We start from the raw sequence: 21,044 nt of genomic DNA on the forward strand, positions 1-21,044 counted from the left end.
TGTAGTGGTCTAATCATCCCGGACACCGTTTTAGGTGGTACAGTCGCCACCATTATTTGAGGTGTTCAATGACAAGATTACGTCGCTCATTTACTGCCGAGTTCAAGCTGGAAGCCGCATCCCTGGTGCTCGACCAAGGCTATTCAGTCCCCGAAGCCAGCCGTTCACTGGATGTCGGCGAAACCGTGCTGCGTCGATGGGTTCAGCAACTTCAATCAGAACGAAGTGGCGCTACACCTGCTAACCGGGCGCTGACCCCTGAGCAGCAAAAAATTCAGGAGTTGGAAGCCCGCATCAACCGGCTTGAACGCGAAAAGGCCATTCTAAAAAAGGCTACTGCTCTCTTGATGGCGGACGAACTCGAACGTACGCGCTGATAGACCGATTAAGGGAGCAAGCCCCCACCACCCTGGTCTGTTGCGCTTTCGGTATACCAACCGCCTGTTTTTACGACTATCTGGCTCGCAGGCGCACAATTAACCGTGAACGGGTGCAGCAGAGAAGTGAGTTACGGTGTTTGTTCAAAGAGAGTAGAGGCTCAGCTGGCAGCCGGGCCTTGATGTCAATGATGCGGGCACTGGGGCATCAGATTGGTCGGTTCAAGGTGCGTCGCCTGATGAAGGAGGCCGGGCTGGTCTCCAAACAACCGGGAGCTCATCGTTATCAGGTCGCGCGGTCTGAACGACCGGATATTCCCAATCTTCTGGCGCGTGAATTTGATGTCCAGCAACCCAATCAGGTGTGGTGCGGCGACATCACTTACGTATGGGCAGGTGGCCGCTGGCATTACCTGGCCGCGGTGCTCGACCTCCACACCCGACGGGTCGTGGGCTGGGCGATGTCCGGCAGGCCTGATGCTGAGTTGGCCGTGAAAGCGCTCGACATGGCGTATCAGCAACGGGGCTGCCCGTCTGGCGTGCTGTTTCACTCCGACCAGGGCAGCCAATACGGCAGCCGGGTATTTCGGCAACGGCTGTGGCGCTATCGCATGACCCAGAGCATGAGTCGGCGTGGCAACTGCTGGGATAACGCGCCGATGGAGCGGCTGTTCAGGAGCCTCAAGACGGAATGGCTTCCGACCACGGGGTACATGAGCCTGCGGGAAGCCAAGCGGGATATCAGCTACTACCTGATGGATTACTACAACTGGCGGCGCCCGCATCAACACAATGATGGGATACCGCCAGCAGAGGCCGAAAATCGGCTTAACTGTGTGTCCGGATTTAGTTGACCACTACACCCCCATCCTGACGCGGCTGGGGGTGGACGAGGTGCGCTGGCTCAAGCAAGTGACGCTGTTTCGGCGCCAGGGCATCAGAGTGGTGGGTGACAAAGAGCATTGTCAGCAGTTTGCCTGGCACTGTGGCCAGCGACGGTGTCATCAACCATCCCTTTGAGTGATGAATGCTCGCATCATAACAACGTCCGGTATCGCGCCAGCTCCCCGCCTGTGTGATCGCATCTGAATTGGCGTCATCGATGCCAAGACATTCTCTTTAATCCCCCGAGTTTCACAAATGCCATCGCAAATGCTGGATGACGAGTTGTGCTGGGCGCTGGATGAAGGCTTTCTCCAAAAGGTGGCTGTCCTGATAAGGCGGGTTGGGGAAAAGGGGCTATCGGCCCTTTGTTATCAGGCCGTTTTTTCACAACGCTGCGACACCGTGGGTGTTGCTTGAGCAGGTGATTTTTGCATCAGTGAAACAGAGTGGGTGGTATGGTTCCTCCAATGGAACAATCCGTACACAAAGATGGCTGTCCCAAATAAAAAGGGAGCTTATCTTGCTCGGTCCATGGAGAAGGGGGGAGATGACGACGTCCCTTGGGGATCTTTTACGAGAGTCGGCAAAGATGGGGACCCACCTCTTGCTCGCCTGATCAAACCTGATGCGAAGGGGCGGGTTGGCCGATATCTCGAAGGGGGGCAGCGTTGGCAAAATAACAAGGGCGACCAGTTGGTCGCCCTTGTGTGATGGGCAGAAGCGCGTGCTCTGCCTGTGAAGGTGACGGTTATTGCAAATCCGTGCTCAGGCTAGGAGCACCGAAGTTCACCAGGGTGGCATGGGAGTGCTCGAAGTACTGTGACCAGAAGTCACCGAGTGCATCCATGGTCTTGCCGGAACGATAGGCGTGTTTCACCGCGTCGGTCACCAGCCCGGCGCCCGTGACGTAGACGCGAGCGCCTTGCAGATCGGCAAACAGCCCCTTGCTCTTGGCTTGCTTGAGCTCGTCACCGACATTGAGCTGCTTGATCTTGTTGGTGGCATAGAAGCTGGTGTAATCGGAGTGCTCCAGCATGTCCGAAATGAGGAACACGACGCGGTCATTGACGCCTTGCTCGGCCTTCATATCTTCACCCACCTTGCGCAGCGAGTTCATGATCTCGCTCTTGGGGATGTCCTGGCGGGCATCACGCAGTGCTTTCACGAACTGTTTGCCAAAGCCGTTACGAAAGACCTTGGTCTGCGTCGTCAGGCAGGTATCCAGGCCGCGCAATTTGCGCATGCTGACATCGTCCCGGACCTCCCCTTCCAGCGGCATATCCAGTTGCCCCGCGTAGGCGAGGCGAAGGTATTCGCCAGGCAAGAAGGCGGAGAAGGTATAGAGCTTGACGCGATCGCCAGCCTGCACGAAGCGCTCGATCTGCCCCCAACTGCTGCGTTGCAGATCGTCAGGCATCGGAATGGTCTGGTCGATGATGACCACCAGTTCGCGACCGGTGCCCGCAGGCTTGATGTCGGTCAGGCCATTGCGCTCATAGCAGCTCTGTATGTCGTTACGCTCGGCCGCCAACGCTGCACAAGGCAGCGTCAACGACAGTAGCAATACCTGGGTGATCTTCACGATTAGGCACTCTGCTTGGTGGGAAAGAGGCCCAGGGTCTTGAGGGCCATCTGCTGTTCACGGATATCACGCAACTGCGCTTCGTCCACCCCCAGTGCGCGGCTGGCTGCTGCCAGACTCTCTTCGGGCAGGCCAGTGACATCATGGAAATCGGCGGCCTTGACGGCAGCGCCGGTCTGGCCGGGGGCGTCAGTGGTGGGCGGGAGAGCCGCCTCTGCCTGCGCAACAGCCGGTTGTACGGCGGGTGCCGGCTCGGCTTGCGCTGCCGGTGCGACCTGGGGGGCCGCCTGAGGGGCCGGCTTGGGCGGCACGGTGCCTGCCTTGTACTCGATAAAGGCCAGGAAATTGCGATGGGCGGATTTCTCCCCTTCCAGCGCCCCCAGCACACCCGAGTTGGTATGGTCACGGCTCGACAACAGGGTCTGCAAGCGGCGGAGCTTGTCATCGGCATGGCTGGCAATGGCGGTGCGTTGCTGGTCCATCGCGTCCAGCATCTCTTCGGCGGTCGCGTATTCGTGTGTCAGACGCCAGGCTGTTTTGGAATGGGTGCCCGCAAAGTGGTATTTGCTGGCAAGCCAGATGCTGATCCCCTGGATGGCGATGTAGATAAGCGACAGCATGACGTAGGTAGTCAGGCTGGCCTCACGGATGGCCTGCATCTTGTCTTCGATGGTGGCCTCTTCCGCCTCGTTGTTGATGGCTTGAGACTCTTCCGGCAGATCAAACGGCGACCCCATGCTGCTGTCACTCTGTGCCGTTGTTTCGGCGCGCATGTTGTTGACCATCTCGGTTTCGATGCTGTCGAGGGTGGCTGAACGCACCACGAAGGCGCCCACGGCCATGCAGGCAACAAACGAAGCACAGACAATCAGCCAGACAAACTTGCGGCTGACACCTGAATTCACGTCTTTCAGGCGGGCCAGCAGCTGCTCGTAGTCAGGTTTGTCAGAGTCCGAGAAGGAGTCTTCCAGATTGATGGCCTTGTTTGCCTTGAGGGTACGGGAGCGTTTTGAAGGCTCTTCCCCTTGCCACCAGTGGCGCGCCCGGGCGATCAGGCTGTTGTGATGCAGGGAGTGTCCGGCCACTTCAGCCAGGAATGCGGATGCAACGGCGAGCAGCAGAGCCGTCGCGGCTGCCAGCAGATGACGGTCATTGGTGGAGGCATCCATGTTCATCCAGCCTGCCAGCACATAGGCAAAGCCCATTGCCTCGACCAGCACCAGCACCAGCACCAGAGCAAGCACCCACGCCGGGCGCGGGGAGCGGCCGGCCTCTCCTGCCTTGGCAAGGTAGTCGAGGGAGGCGTTGTAGGCATCTGTTCCCTTTAAATGCTTCTTGTATTCGCGGTAGTACACATTTGACAGGGTCACTTCATGGTTGATCCAGCCATCGCCATCGACCGAGGCCGGCTTGCGGGCGAGACGGGCCACTGTGCCGATCAGCGGCAGGCTGTGCCATACCCGGATCAGGAAGTAGGAGACATGCTCCCAATGCCGCCACACCACCACGGCGCTGACGAGGAATGAAACAATGCCAACGGTCAGCATCTGGTTGGCGAGGATCAGCGTCTTGAGCGCTGCCAAAGAAAAGTCTTCCACTAAGTTTCTCCGTTTTCTTATTTGGAATGGGTGGCGGGAATGGGCAGGTACGAAGCCACATAAGCCTCGGAACCTGCCGGATAGAACAGGGCTCCCTGGCTGACCTTGGCGTTGCCTTTGCTGAACACGAGGTCCATGCAGGACACCGACGCCTTGGGATCGCTGGTGAAGACGCGGTATAGCACCTCACTCTCGCCCTCATAGGTGTTGGCCACCGCCTTGAGGGTCTGGGGCTTCTTCTGATTCGAGGATTTGTAACCCTGAACGACTTGCAGGATCGGTTGACGATCGACCTGGGCGTTGTCACGCAAGATGGAAACCGGAGAGACAGTCACCAGGTGGCCGTTGACGGTATTGGCCCAGACGCGATTGTTATAGCCGGGCATGTACTCCTTGGTGGCATGGCGCGGGAGAGGCTTGTCGTCTGCCATGCTCAGTACCTGGCCCGCACTGCGTGGCTTATCTGCCTCACAGCTCGACATCGGCATATCGCTTGCGTATGCGCTGCTGATCAGTGCAAAACCACTCGCCTTGGGTTTGATGTTCTGAGCCATGTTCCATTGATAGGTGCCGGCAGGCTTGCCGCCGAAGTCCACTGCGGCCTTGGCATTGGACAGGGCCTTGGCCGTGCTGGTGTCAGCGCTCTGCTTGGCGGCGGGTTGGCGAGGGGCGGTTTGCGACGTGGCCGCCACCTTGCTTGAACCGCTTGTGGACTGAGCCGCCGGTTTGGTGGCAGCCACACGCGGTTTGGCGGTATCGGAAGCCCCGTAACGCAAATAGCGGGTGTTGTTCTCTTCGGATTGGGCCCGCATGACCAGAGCCTGCTCGTTCGCCAGTTCCACAATTTCGACCCGGCGATTCTGACCGCGAAGCAAGGGGTCGCTGTTGTCTGCGATGGGACGCGACGAACCTGCGCCTTGATAGTAAATGGAAGAGGCCGGGATCCCCGATGCGACCAGGACCTTGCCGACGGCTCGCGCACGTTGCTCGGAGAGTCGCAGGTTGAGTTCTGCTGGGCCGGTGGCGTCACTGTGGCCGACGAGGAGGATACGGCGCTGATCCGAGGCGTCTGCGGCTGCGGGTTTGGCATAGAGCTGGGCCAGTTTCGTGACCACGCGCAGGCCGCTTTCTGTGAGCTGGGCAGAACCACTCGAGAACATGCCGGAATCGGGGATCTGGGCCACAAGGCCGGCGTCCTGAGGGACACCGGTCACTGCGGCTGGCTCGGCAACGGTCAGTTTCTCGGTCGCGATGTTGAGATTCTCTTCCTTTGCTATCCGGTCAAGCTCTTGTAGCCTGGACTGCCACATATAGCCTGCCGCGCAGCCCAGCGCCCCACCGAGGGCAACCCCCGCGACAGCCCCTTTTTTCCCGTTGATGGCGTAGCCCGCAGCCCCTCCTGCAATCATGCCAGCCCCACAAAGCACCGGCATGCCGTAATCCTTGCCGATATCATTGACCGTGGATTTGAAATTCTGCATCTGCTGAGAGCTGCAACCCACGGCGGCAATCAATACACAGCTGAGAGGTGCAAGACGAAACGATTTATCCATAGCGATTCCTTGCCATTTATATTTAATAGCGAGATTCAGACATGCCAGTGAGGCCAGAGAAAAGCGTCTTCGGGTGGAGTGAAATATCGACACTTGCTGACATTAAAGATATTAACGCGGGCTGATGTTTAATATCGGAGCCAGGCGTGATCATTCTCGCAAGCGGCTGTGTCTGATATGTCCTGAGTGTCAGAAGAGGCAATTATCTATGCGGTTCAATAGGTATCGAGTGGCTATGATAAGCCAAACGAGCCTGATCATGCGAGTGGAAAAGTGATGCAACCATAGGAAAAACATCAACTTTCCAATATCTTTGCCCATCTCACCGACGCTGAACACAAAGAGCGATATGGCGACGCTCTTATGGTTTGTGAAAGGCGCAGGCCGATTATCGCTATTGAGGATGAGGGCTGTTGGGGGAAGTATGTGGTTGCCCCCACTGACAGTGTTGGTGAAATAATGTTCATGGGCAGAATAACGTCTGGCATCCCGTTTATATAATGGATTAATTGTCGATAAATATGTCTGACAACAGTTTATAGAGTGGGGCACAGGCAGTGCGAAGCATTGCAAGACCTCTGTTGAACGCATTGCTTGATAATATTGTCGAAAGGGTTTGGTCAGGAGCAATCAGATGGCGATAACAACGCGATCCCGAAGAGAAAAGATTGGCAGCGGGCTCGGGCTGGTGATGGGGCTCATCGCCTTTAACCTGATCGTGCCTCTGCTTCCGGTTGCAACAGAGATGTCGGATATGACCAGGATGATAGGTGCCATGGTCAGCGCCATGCTTTGCGCCGAACTGGGAGCCAGGATTGGCAAGTGGCGGGATGCCAAAGAGCAGGCCGGATCGGCAGAGTAACTCGACGTGAGAAGAGCGCCAATCGCCCGAGTGCGGCGGTGTGTGCGGGTGTAGCAGGCAGGGCGACAGTTGTCGCCCTGCCTGTTTTGCTATCGCGGTTTGCCGCTCAAGCGCCGCGCCGCCGGGGGGCGCTTCGATGGAGGAAGGTGGCCAGGGTGTCGCGGGGCGATGCCGCATTGCACCAGAAGGCGCCGGGAGCGAGATGGCGCCAAGGCTGGATCTGCGAGGGAAATCCTGAGATCGTGCAGGCAGTTATCTGGTTATCCCCTTGAGAGGAGTGCCCATGCGCATTGCCCTGATTGGCCTTGGCGATATCGCCCGGAAGGCCTATCTGCCGCTGCTTGCAAACGACGAGCGAGTCACCCCGCTGCTCTGTACCCGGAGTCCCTCGGTGCTCGGCGAACTGGCGCGCCAGTACCGGATTGGCGAGTGTTTTACCGAGGTCGATGCGCTGCTGGCGAGCCGACCTGATGCGGTGATGATCCACGCTGCCACCGCCGTGCACGGCAAACTGGCGGAGCTGTGCCTGCGTGCCGGCATTCCCACCTTTGTGGACAAGCCGCTGTGTGACAACGCAGGAGAGGTGGAGACGCTCGCCAATCTCGCCATCGCCAGAGACTGCCCGCTGTTTGTGGGCTTCAACCGTCGCTATCTGCCCGCCATGGCCGCCGCACGCGGCCAGCCGCTGACCGAGCTCCATTGGCAAAAGCACAGGCACGCCCTGCCGGGGGCGCCTCGCCAGTTCTTGTTCGACGACTGTATCCATGTGCTCGACAGCCTCTGCTGTTATGGCGGCGAGCCGGACGAGGAGCTGCATGCGGTGCTGCGACGCAGCAGTGAGCAGCCCGAGCTGCTGGCCGGGGTGAGCGTCGCCTGGCAGAGCGGGCAGATGGCGGTGAGCGGCAGCATGAATCGCAGCGCCGGCATGACCGAGGAGCGCATCGATGCCTATGGCGACAACCTCTCATTGCATATCGAGAATTGCACCCGTGGCCTGCTTGCGCGAGACAACACAGTGCAGACTCTGGCTCCGGGCGACTGGCAGCCCGTGCTGGCGAGCCGAGGCTTTGTCGCCATGCTCGAGCACTGGTATGGGCAGATTGACGCCGGGCGGGCAGACGGGGCGCTGGTCGAGAGCTACCTGAAAAGCCATCGACTGGCGGAGCGCCTCGTCGCCCTGGCAAAGGGATGACCCGGAGGCAAGGGGCTGGTGACACCGGCAGGCATCACTGGCCAGAGAAGCGGCAGAGCACTGTATGAGATGGTGGCTCCTTGCGCAGTCAGCCGGGAAAGGTGCCAGCGAGCGAGCCAAGCGAAGGCGGGTTTGTTATCTTGGCGGCCATCAAGAGCTGCAGGGCAAGAGATCGCAATGAAGAAGGTGTCGAAGATGAGATGGCTGACCGCAGTGGGCGGGGTATTCCGTTCATGAGCATCATTCTGGGGATCGATCCTGGTTCGCGCATCACCGGTTACGGGGTCATTCGCATCGTTGCGGGCAAGGCGGAATATCTGGGATCGGGCTGCATCCGCACCGATCTGGGGGAGCTGCCGTCTCGCCTGAAGCAGGTCTATGACGGGGTGAGCGAGATCATCACCCAGTTCAAGCCGGACGAGTTCGCCATCGAGCGGGTCTTCATGGCGCGCAACGCGGACTCGGCCCTGAAGCTCGGCCAGGCCAGGGGAAGTGCCATCGTCGCGGCGGTCAATGCCCTGCTGCCGGTGAGCGAGTATTCGGCCACCCAGATCAAGCAGGCGGTGGTGGGCACTGGTGGCGCCGCCAAGGAGCAGGTGCAGCACATGGTGACTCACCTGCTCAAGCTCTCTGCCACCCCCCAGGCGGATGCGGCGGATGCTCTCGGGGTGGCGCTCTGCCACTTCCACACCCGTCAGAGCCTCATTCGCATGGCCGGGCGGGCCAGCGGATCGGTGCGCGGCCGTTATCGCTGATCCCCGGGGGAGGAGGGCTTCTGGTGTTGGCAGGGGAGCGCGGGGAGCTGCTGGCAAAATCGCTGGTCGGGTCACAATCTGTCGCGTCCCTCGATGGGACTCCCATGGAGAAGCGCACCGAGCGGGTGAATATCTTTCTACTTTATCAATAACTTGTGACATTCATCACATATCCGCGATGAATCGGGTCGGTTTCGTCTTGCTCCGCCACACTCCCATAATATGGCGCCTGTTCAATAACAGTGTCCGTATGAGCCTTTCAGGTTCGCGTGTTAGTCATCATGGGAGAGACAAGAGTGAAACCTTTTGCTGCTGAATTTATGGGAACCTTCTGGCTGGTGCTGGGGGGCTGCGGGAGCGCCGTGCTGGCTGCCGCCTTCCCCAATGTGGGGATCGGCCTGCTGGGCGTCGCCCTGGCGTTCGGCCTGACTGTGCTGACCATGGCCTATGCCATCGGTCATATCTCGGGTTGCCACCTGAACCCGGCCGTGACCGTCGGACTCTGGGCTGGTGGTCGCTTCCCGGCCTCCAACGTGTTGCCCTACATCGTGGCCCAGGTGCTTGGCGGGATCGTGGCAGGTGGCGTGCTCTATGTCATTGCCAGCGGACAGGCTGGTTTTGATGTGAGCGCCGGCTTTGCTTCCAACGGCTATGGCGAGCATTCCCCCGGCGGTTACAGCCTGCTGGCCGCACTGGTGTGTGAAGTGGTGATGACCGGTTTCTTCCTGTTCGTCATCATGGGCGCCACCGACAGCCGTGCACCGGCCGGGTTTGCTCCCATCGCCATCGGTCTGTGCCTGACCCTCATCCACCTCATCAGCATCCCGGTGACCAACACTTCGGTCAACCCGGCGCGCAGCACTGGCGTGGCGCTTTTTGTCGGTGACTGGGCCGTGGGCCAGCTCTGGCTGTTCTGGGTTGCCCCCATTGTCGGTGCCATTCTGGGTGCATTGGCCTATCGTGTGATCGCCACGAAAGAGTGATGTGTTGCTAGTTAACGTGTGGTATCGACACGCCCCCGGGCGTGTTTTTTTATGCCTGAAGGAATACCGGGCAGGGCGCCATGCTGACGATAGGGTACGGCATGATCACAGTCCCTTGGCGCTCAGCATCTCTTTGTAGCGCTGATGCAGCAGCTTGACCCGTTCCACATAGGCCCGGGTTTCGGCATAGGGCGGTATGCCGCCGTGTTTTTGCACCGCACCGGCGCCTGCATTGTAGGCGGCGGTGGCCAGGGCCACGTTGCCGTCATACTGCTTGAGCAGACCCGCCAGGTATTTCACCCCGCCAAAGATGTTCTGCTCCGCCAGCAGGGCGTTGCCGACCCCGAGCTCGCGCGCCGTGGCGGGCATCAGCTGGGTCAGTCCCATGGCGCCCTTGCGGGAGACGGCCAGAGGATTGAAAGCGGACTCTGCATGGATCAGTGCCCGGATGAGGGCAGGCTCGACCTGATAAGCCTTGGCTGCGGCCTGTATGGTGCTGGCGTAGTCATAAAGGAAGAGGCCTGTCGTGCGCCAGTTGACCTTGGACGCCGGATCGCAGGCATAGCAGTCGTTGAACAGCAGCAGTTCGTAGTGACCCTGCTCCGGCATCATGTCGGAATAGCGTATGACCCCGTTCTTTTGTACCGACTTGTAGACCTGGACCTGACGGCTTGCAGGCTTTGCGGGTTCAGGGGAGGGGAGCGGCGCCGGGGTGAGCGCCACGGTACGCGGCGTGGGAACCGGGGAGGAGACAGCCGTCTCCGGGGTCAGGATCACCACTTCTGCCGGTGGCGGTATCTGAGCCGGGGCTGCGTGGGAAAACAGCGGCATCATGCCCAGCAACATCCATGCTTTCAACGGCTTGCTCCTTAAGCCTCGTTAGCCACGTTGAGTAAAGCATTCGGGATGGCGCAGAACAAGTGCCCGTGAACAGGGGAGGCTGGAAATGTGATGGCAGAGGGACGTCCCACCTGAGTGCTCACTCAGGACAAGGGGCGCGGCTCATGGCGTCAAGGGGCGGATGATCGCAACCTCGTCTTTTCCATCGAGTTATTGGCTTTTTTGTAAGTTAAAGGCGTGTTATCTTGCTGTTGCTCCACTCTGGTCTGATCTCTTCGTGGAGCCAGCGAGCGAGCAGGAGAGGGCCGGTATGGCCAGAGCGAAATGGGCATGACAAGCAGGCGAGCGATGGAGCTCAGATTCGAAGAGTACTGTGATGCGGATCTTTCCCTCATCAGAGACTATTACGAGACGACGTTTTCCCACTATGTGCCGGATTTGGCAGAACGGATTTTTGTGGTCCGTGACGCGCACTGGCTGGTGGGGGCGGTGCGCCTGCGCGATGAACAGGATTATTACCACTTGTGCGGCTTTCGTCTGCTCCCTCACTACCAGTCCCTGGGGCTGGGGTCCCGCTTGTTGCAGCATGCCTGCCGCGATCTTTCCGACAAGCCCGTGATCTGTCACGCCCTGCCGTTCGAGAAACCCTTCTACCTCAAGGCGGGATTTGACCACCTTCCCCTGCATGAACTCGACGGGCCCCTCCACTCTCTCTATCACCAGCAGCACGAACAGGGTTACCAGATCGAGCTGCTGGTGCGTCAGGCGAAGGCGCCTGTTTTCAACTGACGTCTTATTGGGGTTTGGTCAGCAGGTGGATCTTGCCTGGTGACAGCTCCAGCCCCAGCAGATTTTCCTTGAGCCAGGCCTGATTGGGATCCTTGTCATCCAGCTTGTAGACAGGCTGGGTCTCCAGCCGTTTCTCCATGCTCTGCAGCAGCATCCTCAGCATGAAACCAAACTTCTGTTCCGCCGCTGCAGGCTCCAGCTTGTAATCGATGAGCTTCATGTTGTCGAGGAAGAGCGCACTCCTGGCCTTGTCGTAGCGGGGCCTCGCCTCATAGGTCATGTTGAGGCGCGCGTCGTACTCGGTCTGATCCGGGAGCGCGATTTTCAACTTGCCTTTGCCAAACACCCTGGCGGTATCCGGGCTCTGGCGACCAATCTGCACATCGCTCTGCTCGAGTTGCACATGGGCCTTGATGATGCCGGGCAATTCCAGCTGTTTGTCCACTTGCACCTGGGACTGCAGGTACTGATTTATCTGCTGCTCATTGATGTCATATGAGCCTTGACCTAGCATGGCCAGACTCAGCAGCATAGATTGCAGGATCATGCTAACGACCTGATAGAATGGGTGTGCCCCATAGCATACCATCCCGACCCTGTGGGGTCTGCCCGTGCCATCTGTCCAATACACCAAGGAGTCGCCTTGCTCGACGGTCTGGAATATGACATTCAGTTGCTGTTTTCCCGCTTTCTCGGCTGGTTGTTGCTGTTGTTTCACACCGTGATCGTGGCTGGGATCTCCCTGCGGGTGGTGATGAAGCGACGTCCCATCGGGGTATCCCTCGCCTGGTTGGCCCTCATCTATGCCATCCCCTTCGCCGGGGTCGGTTTCTACGTGCTGTTTGGCGAGATTCGCCTCGGTCGCAAGCGGGCGGAGCGGGCCCAGGCCATGTACCGTCCTTACGCCATCTGGATCCGCCAGCTCGCGCGCCTCTTCCCCCAGCACTGCTGCGAGGTGGGCAGCAAGGCACGCCCGCTCCACGATCTGATCCAGGGGCGCTTGGCCATGCCCATGCTCTCGGGCAACCGGATGACTCTGCTGCACAAGCCGAAGAGCATCGTAGAGGAGATAGTGCGCGACATCCGGGGCTCCTCCCAATCCTGTTATCTGGAGTTCTACATCTGGCACCCCGGCGGGGATGTGGACGAGGTGTGCGAGGCGTTGATGGAGGTGGCGGCACGCGGCGTGGATTGTCGTGTTTTGCTCGACTCCATCGGCAGCAAGACCTTCTTCCGCTCCTCCTGGCCCAAAACCTTGCGCGCCGCCGGCGTCAAAGTCGTGGAAGTGTTGCCGGTCGGCGCCTGGCGAATCCCCTTCCAGCGCCAGGACTTGCGCATGCACCGCAAGCTGGTGGTGATCGATGACAAGGTTGGTTATACCGGCTCCATGAACATGGTGGATCCCCGTTTCTTCAAGCAGGATGCCGGGGTCGGCCAGTGGGTCGACATCATGATCCGGGTGCAGGGCCCCGTGGTGCCGTTGATGTGGTCCACCTTCGTCTGGGACTGGGAGATGGAGACCGGCGAACGGCTGCTCGACAGTCTGCAACATGAGCCGGAAGCCTGGCCACAGACCAACTATCGGGCCCAGCTCATTCCCTCCGGCCCCTTCGTCGGTGGTGACTGTATCCAGCAGAGCCTGCTGCTCGCCATCTACCAGGCTCGTCACCATCTGGTGCTGACCACCCCCTATTTCGTGCCGGACGATCCGCTGGCTGCGGCCCTCTCTTCGGCGGCGGCCCGCGGCGTGCTGGTGCAGTTAGTTCTGCCTGCGCGCAACGACTCCCTGATGGCCAACCACGCCAGCAACTCCTTCATGGAGGATCTGCTGGCGGCAGGAGTGGAGATATACCGCTATGATGCCGGACTGCTGCACACCAAGAGCGTGCTGGTGGACGATGATTTCGCCCTGGTGGGCACGGTCAACCTCGACCGGCGCAGTCTCTGGCTCAATTTCGAGATCACCCTGCTCATCGACAACCCGGTGTTTGTCGCCGAGATGAACCAGCTGGTGCAGGGCTACATGCTGGAGGCGACCCCCATGTCACTGACCAGGTGGCGTGCCCGCCCCTGGTACAAAAAATTGCTTGAGAACATCTTCTACCTGTTCAGCCCCCTGCTGTGACAGCCAGAGCGTGGGCCCCAAGCCGTTGTCTGGCTTGTGTTGATGCCCATCCTCCCCGTAGAGTGCGCCCATGCACCCGCCATTGAACCATTGTGGAGAAACAGAACTGATGAAGAAAAAAGTGGCCTTGGCCGTCGGAGCCGTGTTGGTGGTGGGAGGGCTTGGCGCCTGCTGGTACACGGGCAATACGTTCGACCGGATCCTGGCCGAGCAGATCGCCAGGGCGCAGCAGGAGAGCGGGATCGAAGTCACCTGGAGCCCAGAGACGGAGAATCTGTTTACCCGCGACGGCGTGCTCAAGGTGGTAGTGCCGCCCCAGACGCTGGCGAGTTTTGATCCCCAGCTGGCGGGAAGCGAGCCCATAGAGATGCAGTTCGCGTTCAACAGCCGCCTGTTGCCGCTCTATATCAAGAGCCACCTCCAGCTTGATACCGAACAGGGCACGCTGGCGCCCATCCTGACCACCCTGGGGATGCAGCAGTGGCAACTGGGGGCCGAATCGGCGAGCAGCCTCTGGACTATGAGCAACAGCTCCCGCTTCTGGGTGAGCGACTTCAAGGTCAAGGAGGGGCTCAACGAGTTCACCTTCCTGCCCTTGAACGGCGACTATCGCGGGGATCTCGACGGCAATGGCCATCTCACCGCCCACTGGTTGGGGATGACGGTCCACGATGCCCAGAGCAAGACAGATCTGGCCTTGGCGGATCTCAAGGGCAGTGCCGACATGGCCGAGATCAGCGGGCTCTGGCTCTCTCCCCGCAGCGATGCGACCCTCACGGCCTTCTCCCTGACCCAGCCGGGGAACGTCAAGATCACGCTGGAGGGGCTGACCACGGCCACCGAGCTGGCAGGGGACGATCTTCAGACGCTCTCCACTCGCTATCAGATGAAGGTGGCGACCCTCAACATGGAGAGCGAGGAAGACCGGCTCGCGCTGACCCAGGGAAATCTGGATCTCTCCCTCAAGGGGCTGGATCTCGAGGGGTATCAGACGCTGCAGGAGGCCAGCAGCAAACGGGTGGACGAAGCGGCCATCCAGGAAGCGCTGGACAAGATGCTCCAGAGAGGGGCCACGCTGGAACTGGCGGATCTGAGTGCGCGATTGAACGGTGAGCCTGTCAGCCTGCAAGGGGAGGCCAAGCTGGCGCCCACCACCCTGGCACAGTTGATGGGCAGCGAGGAGGGGATGCAGGCACTCTCCGGTCTGCTGCATGCCCACCTTGGGGAGAAGCTGGGCCAGGCCGTACCCCAGTTGGCCCCCATGCTGGAGCAATTCACTGCCATGGGATATCTGAAGGCGCAGGAGTCACAGCTTCAGGCCGAGCTCAAGCTCGACAAAGGGGCCGTGACCGTCAATGGTCTGCCGCTGCACCCGTGAGTGCCGCGCAATGAAAAAGGCTCCTTCGGGAGCCTTTTTTCTGGGGGCGCGCAGCCGCTTATTTGAACACGACTGTCTTGTTGCCGTAGACGAAGACCCGCTCGTTCAGCACCAGTTCCAGCGCCCGGCTCAGCACGGATTTCTCCACGTCGCGTCCGGCCTTGGCCATGTCATCGGCACTGAAGGTGTGATCGACGTGGATCACGTCCTGCTCGACGATGGGGCCTTCATCCAGATCGTCGGTGACGAAGTGGGCGGTGGCACCAATCAGCTTGACCCCGCGGTCGAAGGCCTGACGATAGGGGCGGGCGCCGATGAAGGCAGGCAGGAAGGAGTGGTGGATATTGATGATCTTGCGCGGATAGGCTTCCACGAAGCTTGGGGTCAGCACACGCATGTATTTGGCCAGGATGACGTAATCCGGCTGGTAGCCATCGATGAGCGTGCGCACTTGCTCCTCATGCTCGGTGCGGCTGAGATCCTCGTGGCTCACGCAGTGGAAGGGGATGTCGAACTTGCCGGTCAGCTCGGCGAGGGTGTCGTAGTTGCCGATGACCGCGACGATGTCCATGTCCAGGGCGCCGGCATAGTTCTTCATCAGGATGTCGCCGAGGCAGTGAGTCTCCTTGGTCACCAGGATGACGATGCGCTTCTTGCCCGCCTTGACGAGACGACGCTGGGCGCCGGCAGGCAGGGCATCATCGAGGTCGGCCAGCAGGGTCTCGTCGTTGAAGCGCCCTTCCAGCTCGGTGCGCATGAAGAAGCGGCCGTTTTCGTGATCCACGAACTCGTCGTTCTTGTTGATGTTGAGCTGGTGCTTGTAGCAGATGTTGGTGATCTTGGCGATGAGACCCTTGGCGTCGGGGCAATCGGTCAGCAGTATTTTCTTTTCCATCTCTGTCATGATTCCGTTTGTGATGTTGGCACCCGGTCTGCGCGGGCGCGCGCGTTTTTGCTGGCACTATGCCACAAACGAAATCAGAAAGGACAGCGCGCCGTGTATCGGGTGGTGCTCGCGCGAAAATTGCAGTGCAGCCAGCTCCCGGTTTGTCTTTGATGGGTTTTTGGCTGGCATCCTGCGTCTTTTTTCTTTAGGCTGTCTGCGCTTATTCTCAGGGCGGGGCGAAATTCCCCACCGGCGGTATCCCGATGTGACTCGGGGAGCCCGCGAGCGCCCGACCCGGCATTCATCCGGGACGGGGTCAGCAGATCCGGTGAGATGCCGGAGCCGACGGTCATAGTCCGGATGAAAGAGGATAAGACAGATATTGCTGGCCAGACCCTGACGGGTTGGCCGCCGCATGGCTACTTCTGTCTGCCTTTCCATGCCCTGATTCTGGTCCTTGTCTTTTTTAGGAGTCTTACCATGAATCAGTCTCTACTCAGTGAATTCGGTGATCCCATTGCTCGCGTCGAAGCCGCGCTGGCCGCCCTGCGTGCCGGTCAGGGTGTGCTGGTGGCCGATGATGAAGATCGCGAGAACGAAGGCGATCTCATCTTTGCCGCAGAAACCATGACCAACGAGCAGATGGCCATGATGATCCGCGAGTGCTCCGGCATCGTCTGCCTCTGTCTGACCGATGAGCGGGTTCGCCAGCTCGAGCTGCCGATGATGGTGGAGGCCAACTCCAGCCACTATCAGACTGCCTTCACCGTGACCATCGAAGCAGCGCAGGGGGTGACCACCGGGGTGTCCGCCGCCGATCGCATCACCACCATCCGCGCGGCCATCGCCGACGGTGCCCGGCCCTCCGATCTGCATCGACCCGGCCATGTCTTCCCGCTGCGCGCCCGCACGGGTGGGGTGCTGACCCGCCGTGGTCACACGGAAGCGACCGTCGACCTGATGCAGCTCGCCGGGCTCAAACCTTACGGAGTATTGTGCGAGTTGACCAAGGAAGATGGCTCCATGGCCAGGTTGCCGGACCTGGTGGCCTTCGGTCGCCAGCACCGGATGCCGGTCCTGACCATCGAAGATCTGGTGCAATATCGTCAATTGCTGTCAGAACGTTCAGCCTGAGCCTCATACGAAATTGTAATAAGCCCAAATTTTGGTTACGCTTTGTGCGAACCTCATCCAGGGACACTCATTTTTGCTTAAAGTTTGTACGGAAAGTGTGCAACTAAAAAAAAATGAGGGTTTTAACGCATTTATCTGTGATGAGGCCTATCCAAACTATGATTTTTTTGTGCCATAATCACGCCGCTTGCTAAACGTCTGGCGAGTTAAAGGGAGCTTTTAAAAATGAAAAAAATGTTGTTGGTAGGTGTTGTTGGTCTGTCCGCTCTGCTGGGCGGTTGTGCAAACACCAGCGAACTGGAAACTTCCGTTCAGAATCTGTCTAACAAAGTTGACCAACTGGCTCAAGATGTTAGCGCTGTTCGTGCTGATCAGTCCAAGATCGCTGCTGATGTTGCAGAAGCCAAGCAAGAAGCTATGCGTGCTAACCAGCGCATCGACAACATGGCTACTTCCTACAAGAAGTAATCCATGCGAAAAAATGGCGCATTTCAATGCGCCATTTTTTTTGCCTGAAATTCATCAAATTACCGCGTTTCCCCGCTGAAACCCGCCTGACAAGGCAATGCCGACGAATCGGCATCCCCTCTTCTGATTTTCCTGTCGCTCAATAGAGCAGGCTGTAGAGCTTGCGACGATAACTCTGCGCCGCCGGGTGCGCGCCCATGGTTGCCAGCACATCGAGATAGATCTTCTTGGCATCGCCAAAGGCGAGATCACGTTTGAGTATGGTGAACAACAGGGCCAATGCCTCTTCCTGTCGACCAACCTGGCTGTAGAGCACCGCCAGCTCCTGGGCGAGGGCATGATCATCCGGCTGTTCAGCGTGGCGCAGCTCCAGGGCGCGCAGCTCAGGGCTGTCGCTGGCCTGCAGCGCCAGCGAGAGGCGGGAGCTCAGGGTCTGGTAATGATCATCCTGTGCCACCATGGGGATGGTCGAGAGCAGGCTCTGCGCCTCGTCAAGGAGATTGAGATCCAGCGCCGCCTGTATCAGCCAGAGCGTGATGTCGTGACGCTCGGGGGCGAGGCGATGGGCCTGGCCAAGATGGGTGTGCGCCACATCGGCTTGCCCGTTCTCCAGCGCCTGCTTTGCCTGATCGAGCAGCAACTCCTCCTCTTTGGGGGCAAAGGCGGCGAAATACTGGCGCAATGTGGCTTCATCCTGCGGCCCTTCCAGAATGGCCTGCTCATCCGGACGTCCCTGATGGAACAGCACCAGCGCTGGTAGTGCGCGCAAGGCAAGCTGGCTGGCCAGAGGCTGCAACTGGGGGTCGTTCATGTCGACTTTGGCCAGGGTCACCGCCGCATTGGCCGGGCCGACCAGCGCTTCCACTTGCGGGGTCATGGCCTGGCATTCCGGCATCTGGGGCGCGTGGAAATAGATGACGACCGGCTTTTTCATGGACGCATCGAGCAATTCTGCGTGGAAGTTCTGGGGAGTGATGTCGACGATCATGAGGCTGACTCTCGAAAAATGGTGTGGATCAACATGGGGTCCAGCGGGGTGGAATTCAAGCGTGCGTCCAGCAGATGGGCATCGACCCGGCGGGTCGGGGCAGCCAGGCTGAGCCATCCGCTGCCCGTGGGCCAGTCACGGATTTCATAGTGGCGATTGTCGAGATGATTATTGAGCTGCCATGCCTGCTCCGGAAGGAAGCAGATCTTGTCGAGCCCGGCGGAAATACCATCGCCATGCGCCTTGAGCACAGCTTCCTTGCGAGACCATAGCCGATAGAAGGCCGAATGTTGCTCCTCTCGGGGCTGGGCGCTCAACCATTGGTATTCGCTTGGCGCATAGAAGCGTTTGGCCAGCGGCAGTATGGGGCGGTGACGCACTCCCATCTCGATGTCCACCCCAAGGGGGCCCTCCTCACAGAGGGCGATCACCAGCCACTCTCCGCTGTGGCTGAGGTTGAACTGCCAGCGATGACTGAGCAGTGTCGGTTTGCCATGCGCACCGATACCAAAAGTCAGGGCATCGGCCCGGCAATGGAGTCGCTCGGCCAGCAGGCGGCGCAGCAGCACCCGGCCGAGCAGGTACTCATGCTGGCGACCCGCCTGGTGGATCTCGTGCCAGTGACGGCGTTCATCCGGGGCGAGTTCGGATGCCAGCCTGATCACCAGGTCTGCATCAACGCTTGCCGTATTTAACAAATAGAGATCCGCAGATAGCATAATATTTCACTTAAAAATGGGGGTGAAATAGCGATAATAGTCCGTTTGATGCGCTCAAAACCGATGCTTTCAAGATTGTATATTGTTTGGGCATGATCACATAAATTGCGCTAAACAGAGCATTTCCTTGCAAAAATGTGAGGTCGATTGGGATTTTCGCTTGCCTCGATAGAATTCTTGGATATAGTCGGGTGCTGTTGCCTTATAAATTGCCCTTTCGGGCTGCATTTTAACAAGTTTCACTCTTTTTGCGGGGATAAAGGATTGCGCCACCTGATGCTACTGCTGGTCGCGCTCGGAATGGTGGGTTGTGCATCGGCACCCCAACCCGAGGTCGCGAGCAAGATCGAGGTTTCCATGATGGAACCCGTGATTGAACCCGAAGTTTCACCAACCCCTGACGTCAACGAAATCCTGACCGTATACAAAGAGTGGCGCGGCGTTCCTTACCGGATGGGAGGCAGCAGCCAGCGAGGCATCGATTGCTCCGCCTTCGCCCGTGAAGTGTTCCGCAATGCCGTCGGCATCGAATTACCCCGTGATACCCGCTCCCAGGTCCATGAAGGCACTCGGGTTTCCAAACAGGATCTGGTCGAAGGAGACTTGGTCTTCTTCAAGATCAACCGCCGCCTCAATCACGTGGGCATCTATGTCGGCAATGGCGAATTCATCCATGCCTCCACCCGCGCCGGGGTGACACGCTCCAAGCTCGACAGCAGTTACTGGCGCAGCAAATTCTGGCAGGCACGCCGGATAGACATCTGAGTCAGGCTGGACAAACGGCTCGCAGTACGGACTGTTTTTCCAACCTCACTTGAACCGGGCCCTCAGGGCCCGGTTTTTTTATGACCCTCGTTTAGACTTTCCCTGGTCGACTCTCTATAGTGTGGCCCCCTTGATCCTCGGCAGGTCCAGCATGACACCCCAGCAGAAAACCGGATTGCACCCGCGCAATCGCCATCAGGCACCCTACGACTTCGACGCGCTCTGCCAGCGTACCCCGGCGTTGACGCCTTTCGTGTTCACCAACGAGCACGGCACCCGAACCCTGGACTTTGCCGATCCGGCCGCCGTCAAGACGCTCAACCGGGCATTGCTGGCACTGCACTATGGCATTGCGCATTGGGATCTGCCCCCCGGCTATCTCTGCCCGCCCATTCCGGGCCGGGTAGACTACCTGCATCGAGCCGCGGATCTGCTGGCCGAGAGCGCGGGATGCGTACCGACGGGCAAGCAGGTTCGAGTGCTGGATGTCGGTGTCGGGGCCAACTGCATCTATCCCTTGCTGGGCGTCCGGGAGTATGGCTGGCGCTTCGTGGGCTCAGACATCGATCCTGTGTCGGTGAAGGCGGCGACCCTGCTGGCCACCAGCAATGGATTGGGCAACCAGATCACATGCCGTCATCAGGGTAACCCCAAGCATGTCTTTCGCGGGATCCTGGGGCCGAAGGAGCATTTTGCCCTGACTCTGTGCAACCCGCCGTTTCATGCTTCTCTGGCGGAAGCGAGCAAGGGGACGGAGCGAAAGCTGCGCAACCTGGGCAAGGGCCAGGCAGTGGCCGGGGCGCCCGTGCTCAATTTCGGCGGCCAGAAGGCCGAGCTCTGGTGCGAGGGGGGCGAGGCGGCGTTTCTGGCGGCCATGATAGAGCAGAGCAAGGAGTTTGCCAGCCAATGCCTCTGGTTCAGCTCGCTGGTGTCGAAAAAGGAAAACCTGCCTGCCGCACGAAAGGCGTTGGCTCGGGTGGGGGCGCAGGATGTCAGGGTGATCGACATGGCGCAAGGCAACAAGGTGAGCCGGGTCCTCGCCTGGAGTTTCCTGGACGATGGGCAGCGCAAGTCCTGGTGGACAGCCCAGGGGAGATGATCGAGGACGGGGCTCAGTGGCGACACGGGCCCCGTCTCTTTTTCAGATCAGATGTTGATTCGTTTG

At 59.4% G+C, this 21,044-nt stretch carries 20 protein-coding genes and 1 riboswitch; of the genes, 12 read left to right on the forward strand and 8 right to left on the reverse strand.

Annotated elements, in window-relative coordinates; all coding sequences use genetic code 11:
* Window positions 1–68 precede the first annotated feature (68 nt).
* A protein-coding gene (locus AB5Y59_RS18250) for an IS3 family transposase (protein WP_103243192.1) occupies window positions 69–1,231 on the forward strand; the annotation gives its coding sequence in 2 pieces (ribosomal slippage) (window positions 69–324 and window positions 324–1,231; 1,164 coding nt in all).
* A 779-nt stretch (window positions 1,232–2,010) separates the two neighbouring features.
* Here AB5Y59_RS18250 and AB5Y59_RS18255 read toward each other — a convergent pair.
* From AB5Y59_RS18255 to AB5Y59_RS18265, 3 genes are read right to left on the reverse strand one after another with little or no spacing between them, the layout of a single operon-like run.
* The gene (locus AB5Y59_RS18255; RefSeq protein ID WP_368212485.1) at window positions 2,011–2,844 is read right to left on the reverse strand and encodes a hypothetical protein; all 834 of its coding nucleotides are present in this window, start codon (window positions 2,842–2,844) and stop codon (window positions 2,011–2,013) included.
* Between the two features lie 2 nt (window positions 2,845–2,846).
* Entirely contained in the window at window positions 2,847–4,442 is a 1,596-nt protein-coding gene (locus AB5Y59_RS18260; RefSeq protein WP_161469719.1) for a hypothetical protein, read from the reverse strand.
* A gap of 17 nt (window positions 4,443–4,459) precedes the next feature.
* Window positions 4,460–5,995 carry an OmpA family protein gene (locus tag AB5Y59_RS18265; RefSeq protein ID WP_042017299.1) on the reverse strand — a complete coding sequence of 512 codons (1,536 nt, stop codon included), beginning with the start codon at window positions 5,993–5,995 and terminating at the stop codon, window positions 4,460–4,462.
* A 634-nt stretch (window positions 5,996–6,629) separates the two neighbouring features.
* On the opposite strand from AB5Y59_RS18265, the gene AB5Y59_RS18270 reads away from it, so the two are divergent.
* From AB5Y59_RS18270 to aqpZ, 4 genes are all read left to right on the forward strand, one after another.
* Window positions 6,630–6,857, forward strand: a complete 228-nt coding sequence (locus AB5Y59_RS18270) for a hypothetical protein (RefSeq protein ID WP_041214736.1) — start codon at window positions 6,630–6,632, stop codon at window positions 6,855–6,857.
* Window positions 6,858–7,140: 283 nt separating this feature from the next.
* Window positions 7,141–8,049, forward strand: coding sequence for a Gfo/Idh/MocA family protein (locus tag AB5Y59_RS18275; RefSeq protein WP_368212486.1), 909 nt, complete (start codon window positions 7,141–7,143; stop codon window positions 8,047–8,049).
* 233 nt (window positions 8,050–8,282) lie between these two features.
* Entirely contained in the window at window positions 8,283–8,804 is a 522-nt protein-coding gene (gene ruvC / locus AB5Y59_RS18280) for a crossover junction endodeoxyribonuclease RuvC (RefSeq protein WP_010673515.1), read from the forward strand.
* A gap of 296 nt (window positions 8,805–9,100) precedes the next feature.
* A complete protein-coding gene (aqpZ, locus tag AB5Y59_RS18285) occupies window positions 9,101–9,787 on the forward strand; it encodes an aquaporin Z (protein ID WP_010673516.1) in 687 nt (228 codons plus the stop codon).
* A 105-nt stretch (window positions 9,788–9,892) separates the two neighbouring features.
* Here aqpZ and AB5Y59_RS18290 read toward each other — a convergent pair whose 3' ends face one another.
* Complete coding sequence (locus AB5Y59_RS18290; protein ID WP_323910307.1) at window positions 9,893–10,633, reverse strand: lytic transglycosylase domain-containing protein; 741 nt, start codon at window positions 10,631–10,633, stop codon at window positions 9,893–9,895.
* Between the two features lie 324 nt (window positions 10,634–10,957).
* On the opposite strand from AB5Y59_RS18290, the gene AB5Y59_RS18295 reads away from it, so the two are divergent.
* Window positions 10,958–11,416 (forward strand): GNAT family N-acetyltransferase, encoded by a 459-nt coding sequence (locus AB5Y59_RS18295; RefSeq protein ID WP_029313989.1) that lies wholly within the window; start codon window positions 10,958–10,960, stop codon window positions 11,414–11,416.
* 4 nt (window positions 11,417–11,420) lie between these two features.
* Here the strand turns inward: AB5Y59_RS18295 and AB5Y59_RS18300 are convergent, their stop codons facing one another.
* Window positions 11,421–11,963: a DUF1439 domain-containing protein gene (locus AB5Y59_RS18300; RefSeq protein WP_029313991.1), complete on the reverse strand. Its 543-nt coding sequence runs from the start codon at window positions 11,961–11,963 to the stop codon at window positions 11,421–11,423.
* Window positions 11,964–12,059: 96 nt separating this feature from the next.
* On the opposite strand from AB5Y59_RS18300, the gene cls reads away from it, so the two are divergent.
* A complete protein-coding gene (gene cls / locus AB5Y59_RS18305; protein WP_010673520.1) occupies window positions 12,060–13,541 on the forward strand; it encodes a cardiolipin synthase in 1,482 nt (493 codons plus the stop codon).
* Between the two features lie 109 nt (window positions 13,542–13,650).
* Window positions 13,651–14,919 carry a DUF945 family protein gene (locus AB5Y59_RS18310; RefSeq protein ID WP_368212487.1) on the forward strand — a complete coding sequence of 423 codons (1,269 nt, stop codon included), beginning with the start codon at window positions 13,651–13,653 and terminating at the stop codon, window positions 14,917–14,919.
* A 58-nt stretch (window positions 14,920–14,977) separates the two neighbouring features.
* Here the strand turns inward: AB5Y59_RS18310 and purU are convergent, their stop codons facing one another.
* Window positions 14,978–15,814, reverse strand: coding sequence for a formyltetrahydrofolate deformylase (gene purU / locus AB5Y59_RS18315; RefSeq protein ID WP_029313992.1), 837 nt, complete (start codon window positions 15,812–15,814; stop codon window positions 14,978–14,980).
* Between the two features lie 209 nt (window positions 15,815–16,023).
* A riboswitch (FMN riboswitch) is annotated at window positions 16,024–16,181 on the forward strand.
* Between the two features lie 104 nt (window positions 16,182–16,285).
* On the opposite strand from purU, the gene ribB reads away from it, so the two are divergent.
* Both ribB and AB5Y59_RS18325 read left to right on the forward strand, forming a co-directional pair.
* Window positions 16,286–16,939 carry a 3,4-dihydroxy-2-butanone-4-phosphate synthase gene (gene ribB, locus AB5Y59_RS18320; protein WP_010673523.1) on the forward strand — a complete coding sequence of 218 codons (654 nt, stop codon included), beginning with the start codon at window positions 16,286–16,288 and terminating at the stop codon, window positions 16,937–16,939.
* 225 nt (window positions 16,940–17,164) lie between these two features.
* Window positions 17,165–17,407: an Lpp/OprI family alanine-zipper lipoprotein gene (locus AB5Y59_RS18325; protein WP_010634682.1), complete on the forward strand. Its 243-nt coding sequence runs from the start codon at window positions 17,165–17,167 to the stop codon at window positions 17,405–17,407.
* Window positions 17,408–17,546: 139 nt separating this feature from the next.
* Here the strand turns inward: AB5Y59_RS18325 and AB5Y59_RS18330 are convergent, their stop codons facing one another.
* Entirely contained in the window at window positions 17,547–18,395 is an 849-nt protein-coding gene (locus AB5Y59_RS18330) for a tetratricopeptide repeat protein (protein ID WP_041214740.1), read from the reverse strand.
* Window positions 18,392–19,114, reverse strand: a complete 723-nt coding sequence (locus AB5Y59_RS18335; protein ID WP_214002701.1) for a 4'-phosphopantetheinyl transferase superfamily protein — start codon at window positions 19,112–19,114, stop codon at window positions 18,392–18,394. Before AB5Y59_RS18335 ends, AB5Y59_RS18330 begins: the two co-directional genes overlap by 4 nt.
* A 276-nt stretch (window positions 19,115–19,390) precedes the next feature.
* Here AB5Y59_RS18335 and AB5Y59_RS18340 point away from each other — a divergent pair, with 276 nt between their 5' ends.
* Together AB5Y59_RS18340 and rlmF are read left to right on the forward strand one after the other, a co-directional pair.
* A complete protein-coding gene (locus AB5Y59_RS18340) occupies window positions 19,391–19,879 on the forward strand; it encodes a C40 family peptidase (protein ID WP_039039319.1) in 489 nt (162 codons plus the stop codon).
* Window positions 19,880–20,030: 151 nt separating this feature from the next.
* A complete protein-coding gene (gene rlmF, locus AB5Y59_RS18345; RefSeq protein WP_316287186.1) occupies window positions 20,031–20,978 on the forward strand; it encodes a 23S rRNA (adenine(1618)-N(6))-methyltransferase RlmF in 948 nt (315 codons plus the stop codon).
* Window positions 20,979–21,044 lie beyond the last annotated feature (66 nt).

Origin of the sequence: Aeromonas sp. s10, assembly GCF_040907975.1 — a bacterium.
Lineage (GTDB): Bacteria > Pseudomonadota > Gammaproteobacteria > Enterobacterales > Aeromonadaceae > Aeromonas > Aeromonas caviae.

Excerpts from the sequence above, each read along its gene's own strand:
- purU (WP_029313992.1), bottom strand. The coding sequence starts at position 15,814 with ATGGAAAAGAAAATACTGCTGACCGATTGCCCCGACGCCAAGGGTCTC.
- AB5Y59_RS18270 (WP_041214736.1), top strand. The coding sequence starts at position 6,630 with ATGGCGATAACAACGCGATCCCGAAGAGAAAAGATTGGCAGCGGGCTC.
- AB5Y59_RS18275 (WP_368212486.1), top strand. The coding sequence starts at position 7,141 with ATGCGCATTGCCCTGATTGGCCTTGGCGATATCGCCCGGAAGGCCTAT.
- AB5Y59_RS18300 (WP_029313991.1), bottom strand. The coding sequence starts at position 11,963 with ATGATCCTGCAATCTATGCTGCTGAGTCTGGCCATGCTAGGTCAAGGC.
- ruvC (WP_010673515.1), top strand. The coding sequence starts at position 8,283 with ATGAGCATCATTCTGGGGATCGATCCTGGTTCGCGCATCACCGGTTAC.
- AB5Y59_RS18330 (WP_041214740.1), bottom strand. The coding sequence starts at position 18,395 with ATGATCGTCGACATCACTCCCCAGAACTTCCACGCAGAATTGCTCGAT.
- AB5Y59_RS18335 (WP_214002701.1), bottom strand. The coding sequence starts at position 19,114 with ATGCTATCTGCGGATCTCTATTTGTTAAATACGGCAAGCGTTGATGCA.
- AB5Y59_RS18325 (WP_010634682.1), top strand. The coding sequence starts at position 17,165 with ATGAAAAAAATGTTGTTGGTAGGTGTTGTTGGTCTGTCCGCTCTGCTG.
- AB5Y59_RS18265 (WP_042017299.1), bottom strand. The coding sequence starts at position 5,995 with ATGGATAAATCGTTTCGTCTTGCACCTCTCAGCTGTGTATTGATTGCC.
- AB5Y59_RS18295 (WP_029313989.1), top strand. The coding sequence starts at position 10,958 with ATGACAAGCAGGCGAGCGATGGAGCTCAGATTCGAAGAGTACTGTGAT.
- ribB (WP_010673523.1), top strand. The coding sequence starts at position 16,286 with ATGAATCAGTCTCTACTCAGTGAATTCGGTGATCCCATTGCTCGCGTC.
- AB5Y59_RS18290 (WP_323910307.1), bottom strand. The coding sequence starts at position 10,633 with ATGTTGCTGGGCATGATGCCGCTGTTTTCCCACGCAGCCCCGGCTCAG.
- rlmF (WP_316287186.1), top strand. The coding sequence starts at position 20,031 with ATGACACCCCAGCAGAAAACCGGATTGCACCCGCGCAATCGCCATCAG.
- AB5Y59_RS18310 (WP_368212487.1), top strand. The coding sequence starts at position 13,651 with ATGAAGAAAAAAGTGGCCTTGGCCGTCGGAGCCGTGTTGGTGGTGGGA.
- AB5Y59_RS18340 (WP_039039319.1), top strand. The coding sequence starts at position 19,391 with ATGCTACTGCTGGTCGCGCTCGGAATGGTGGGTTGTGCATCGGCACCC.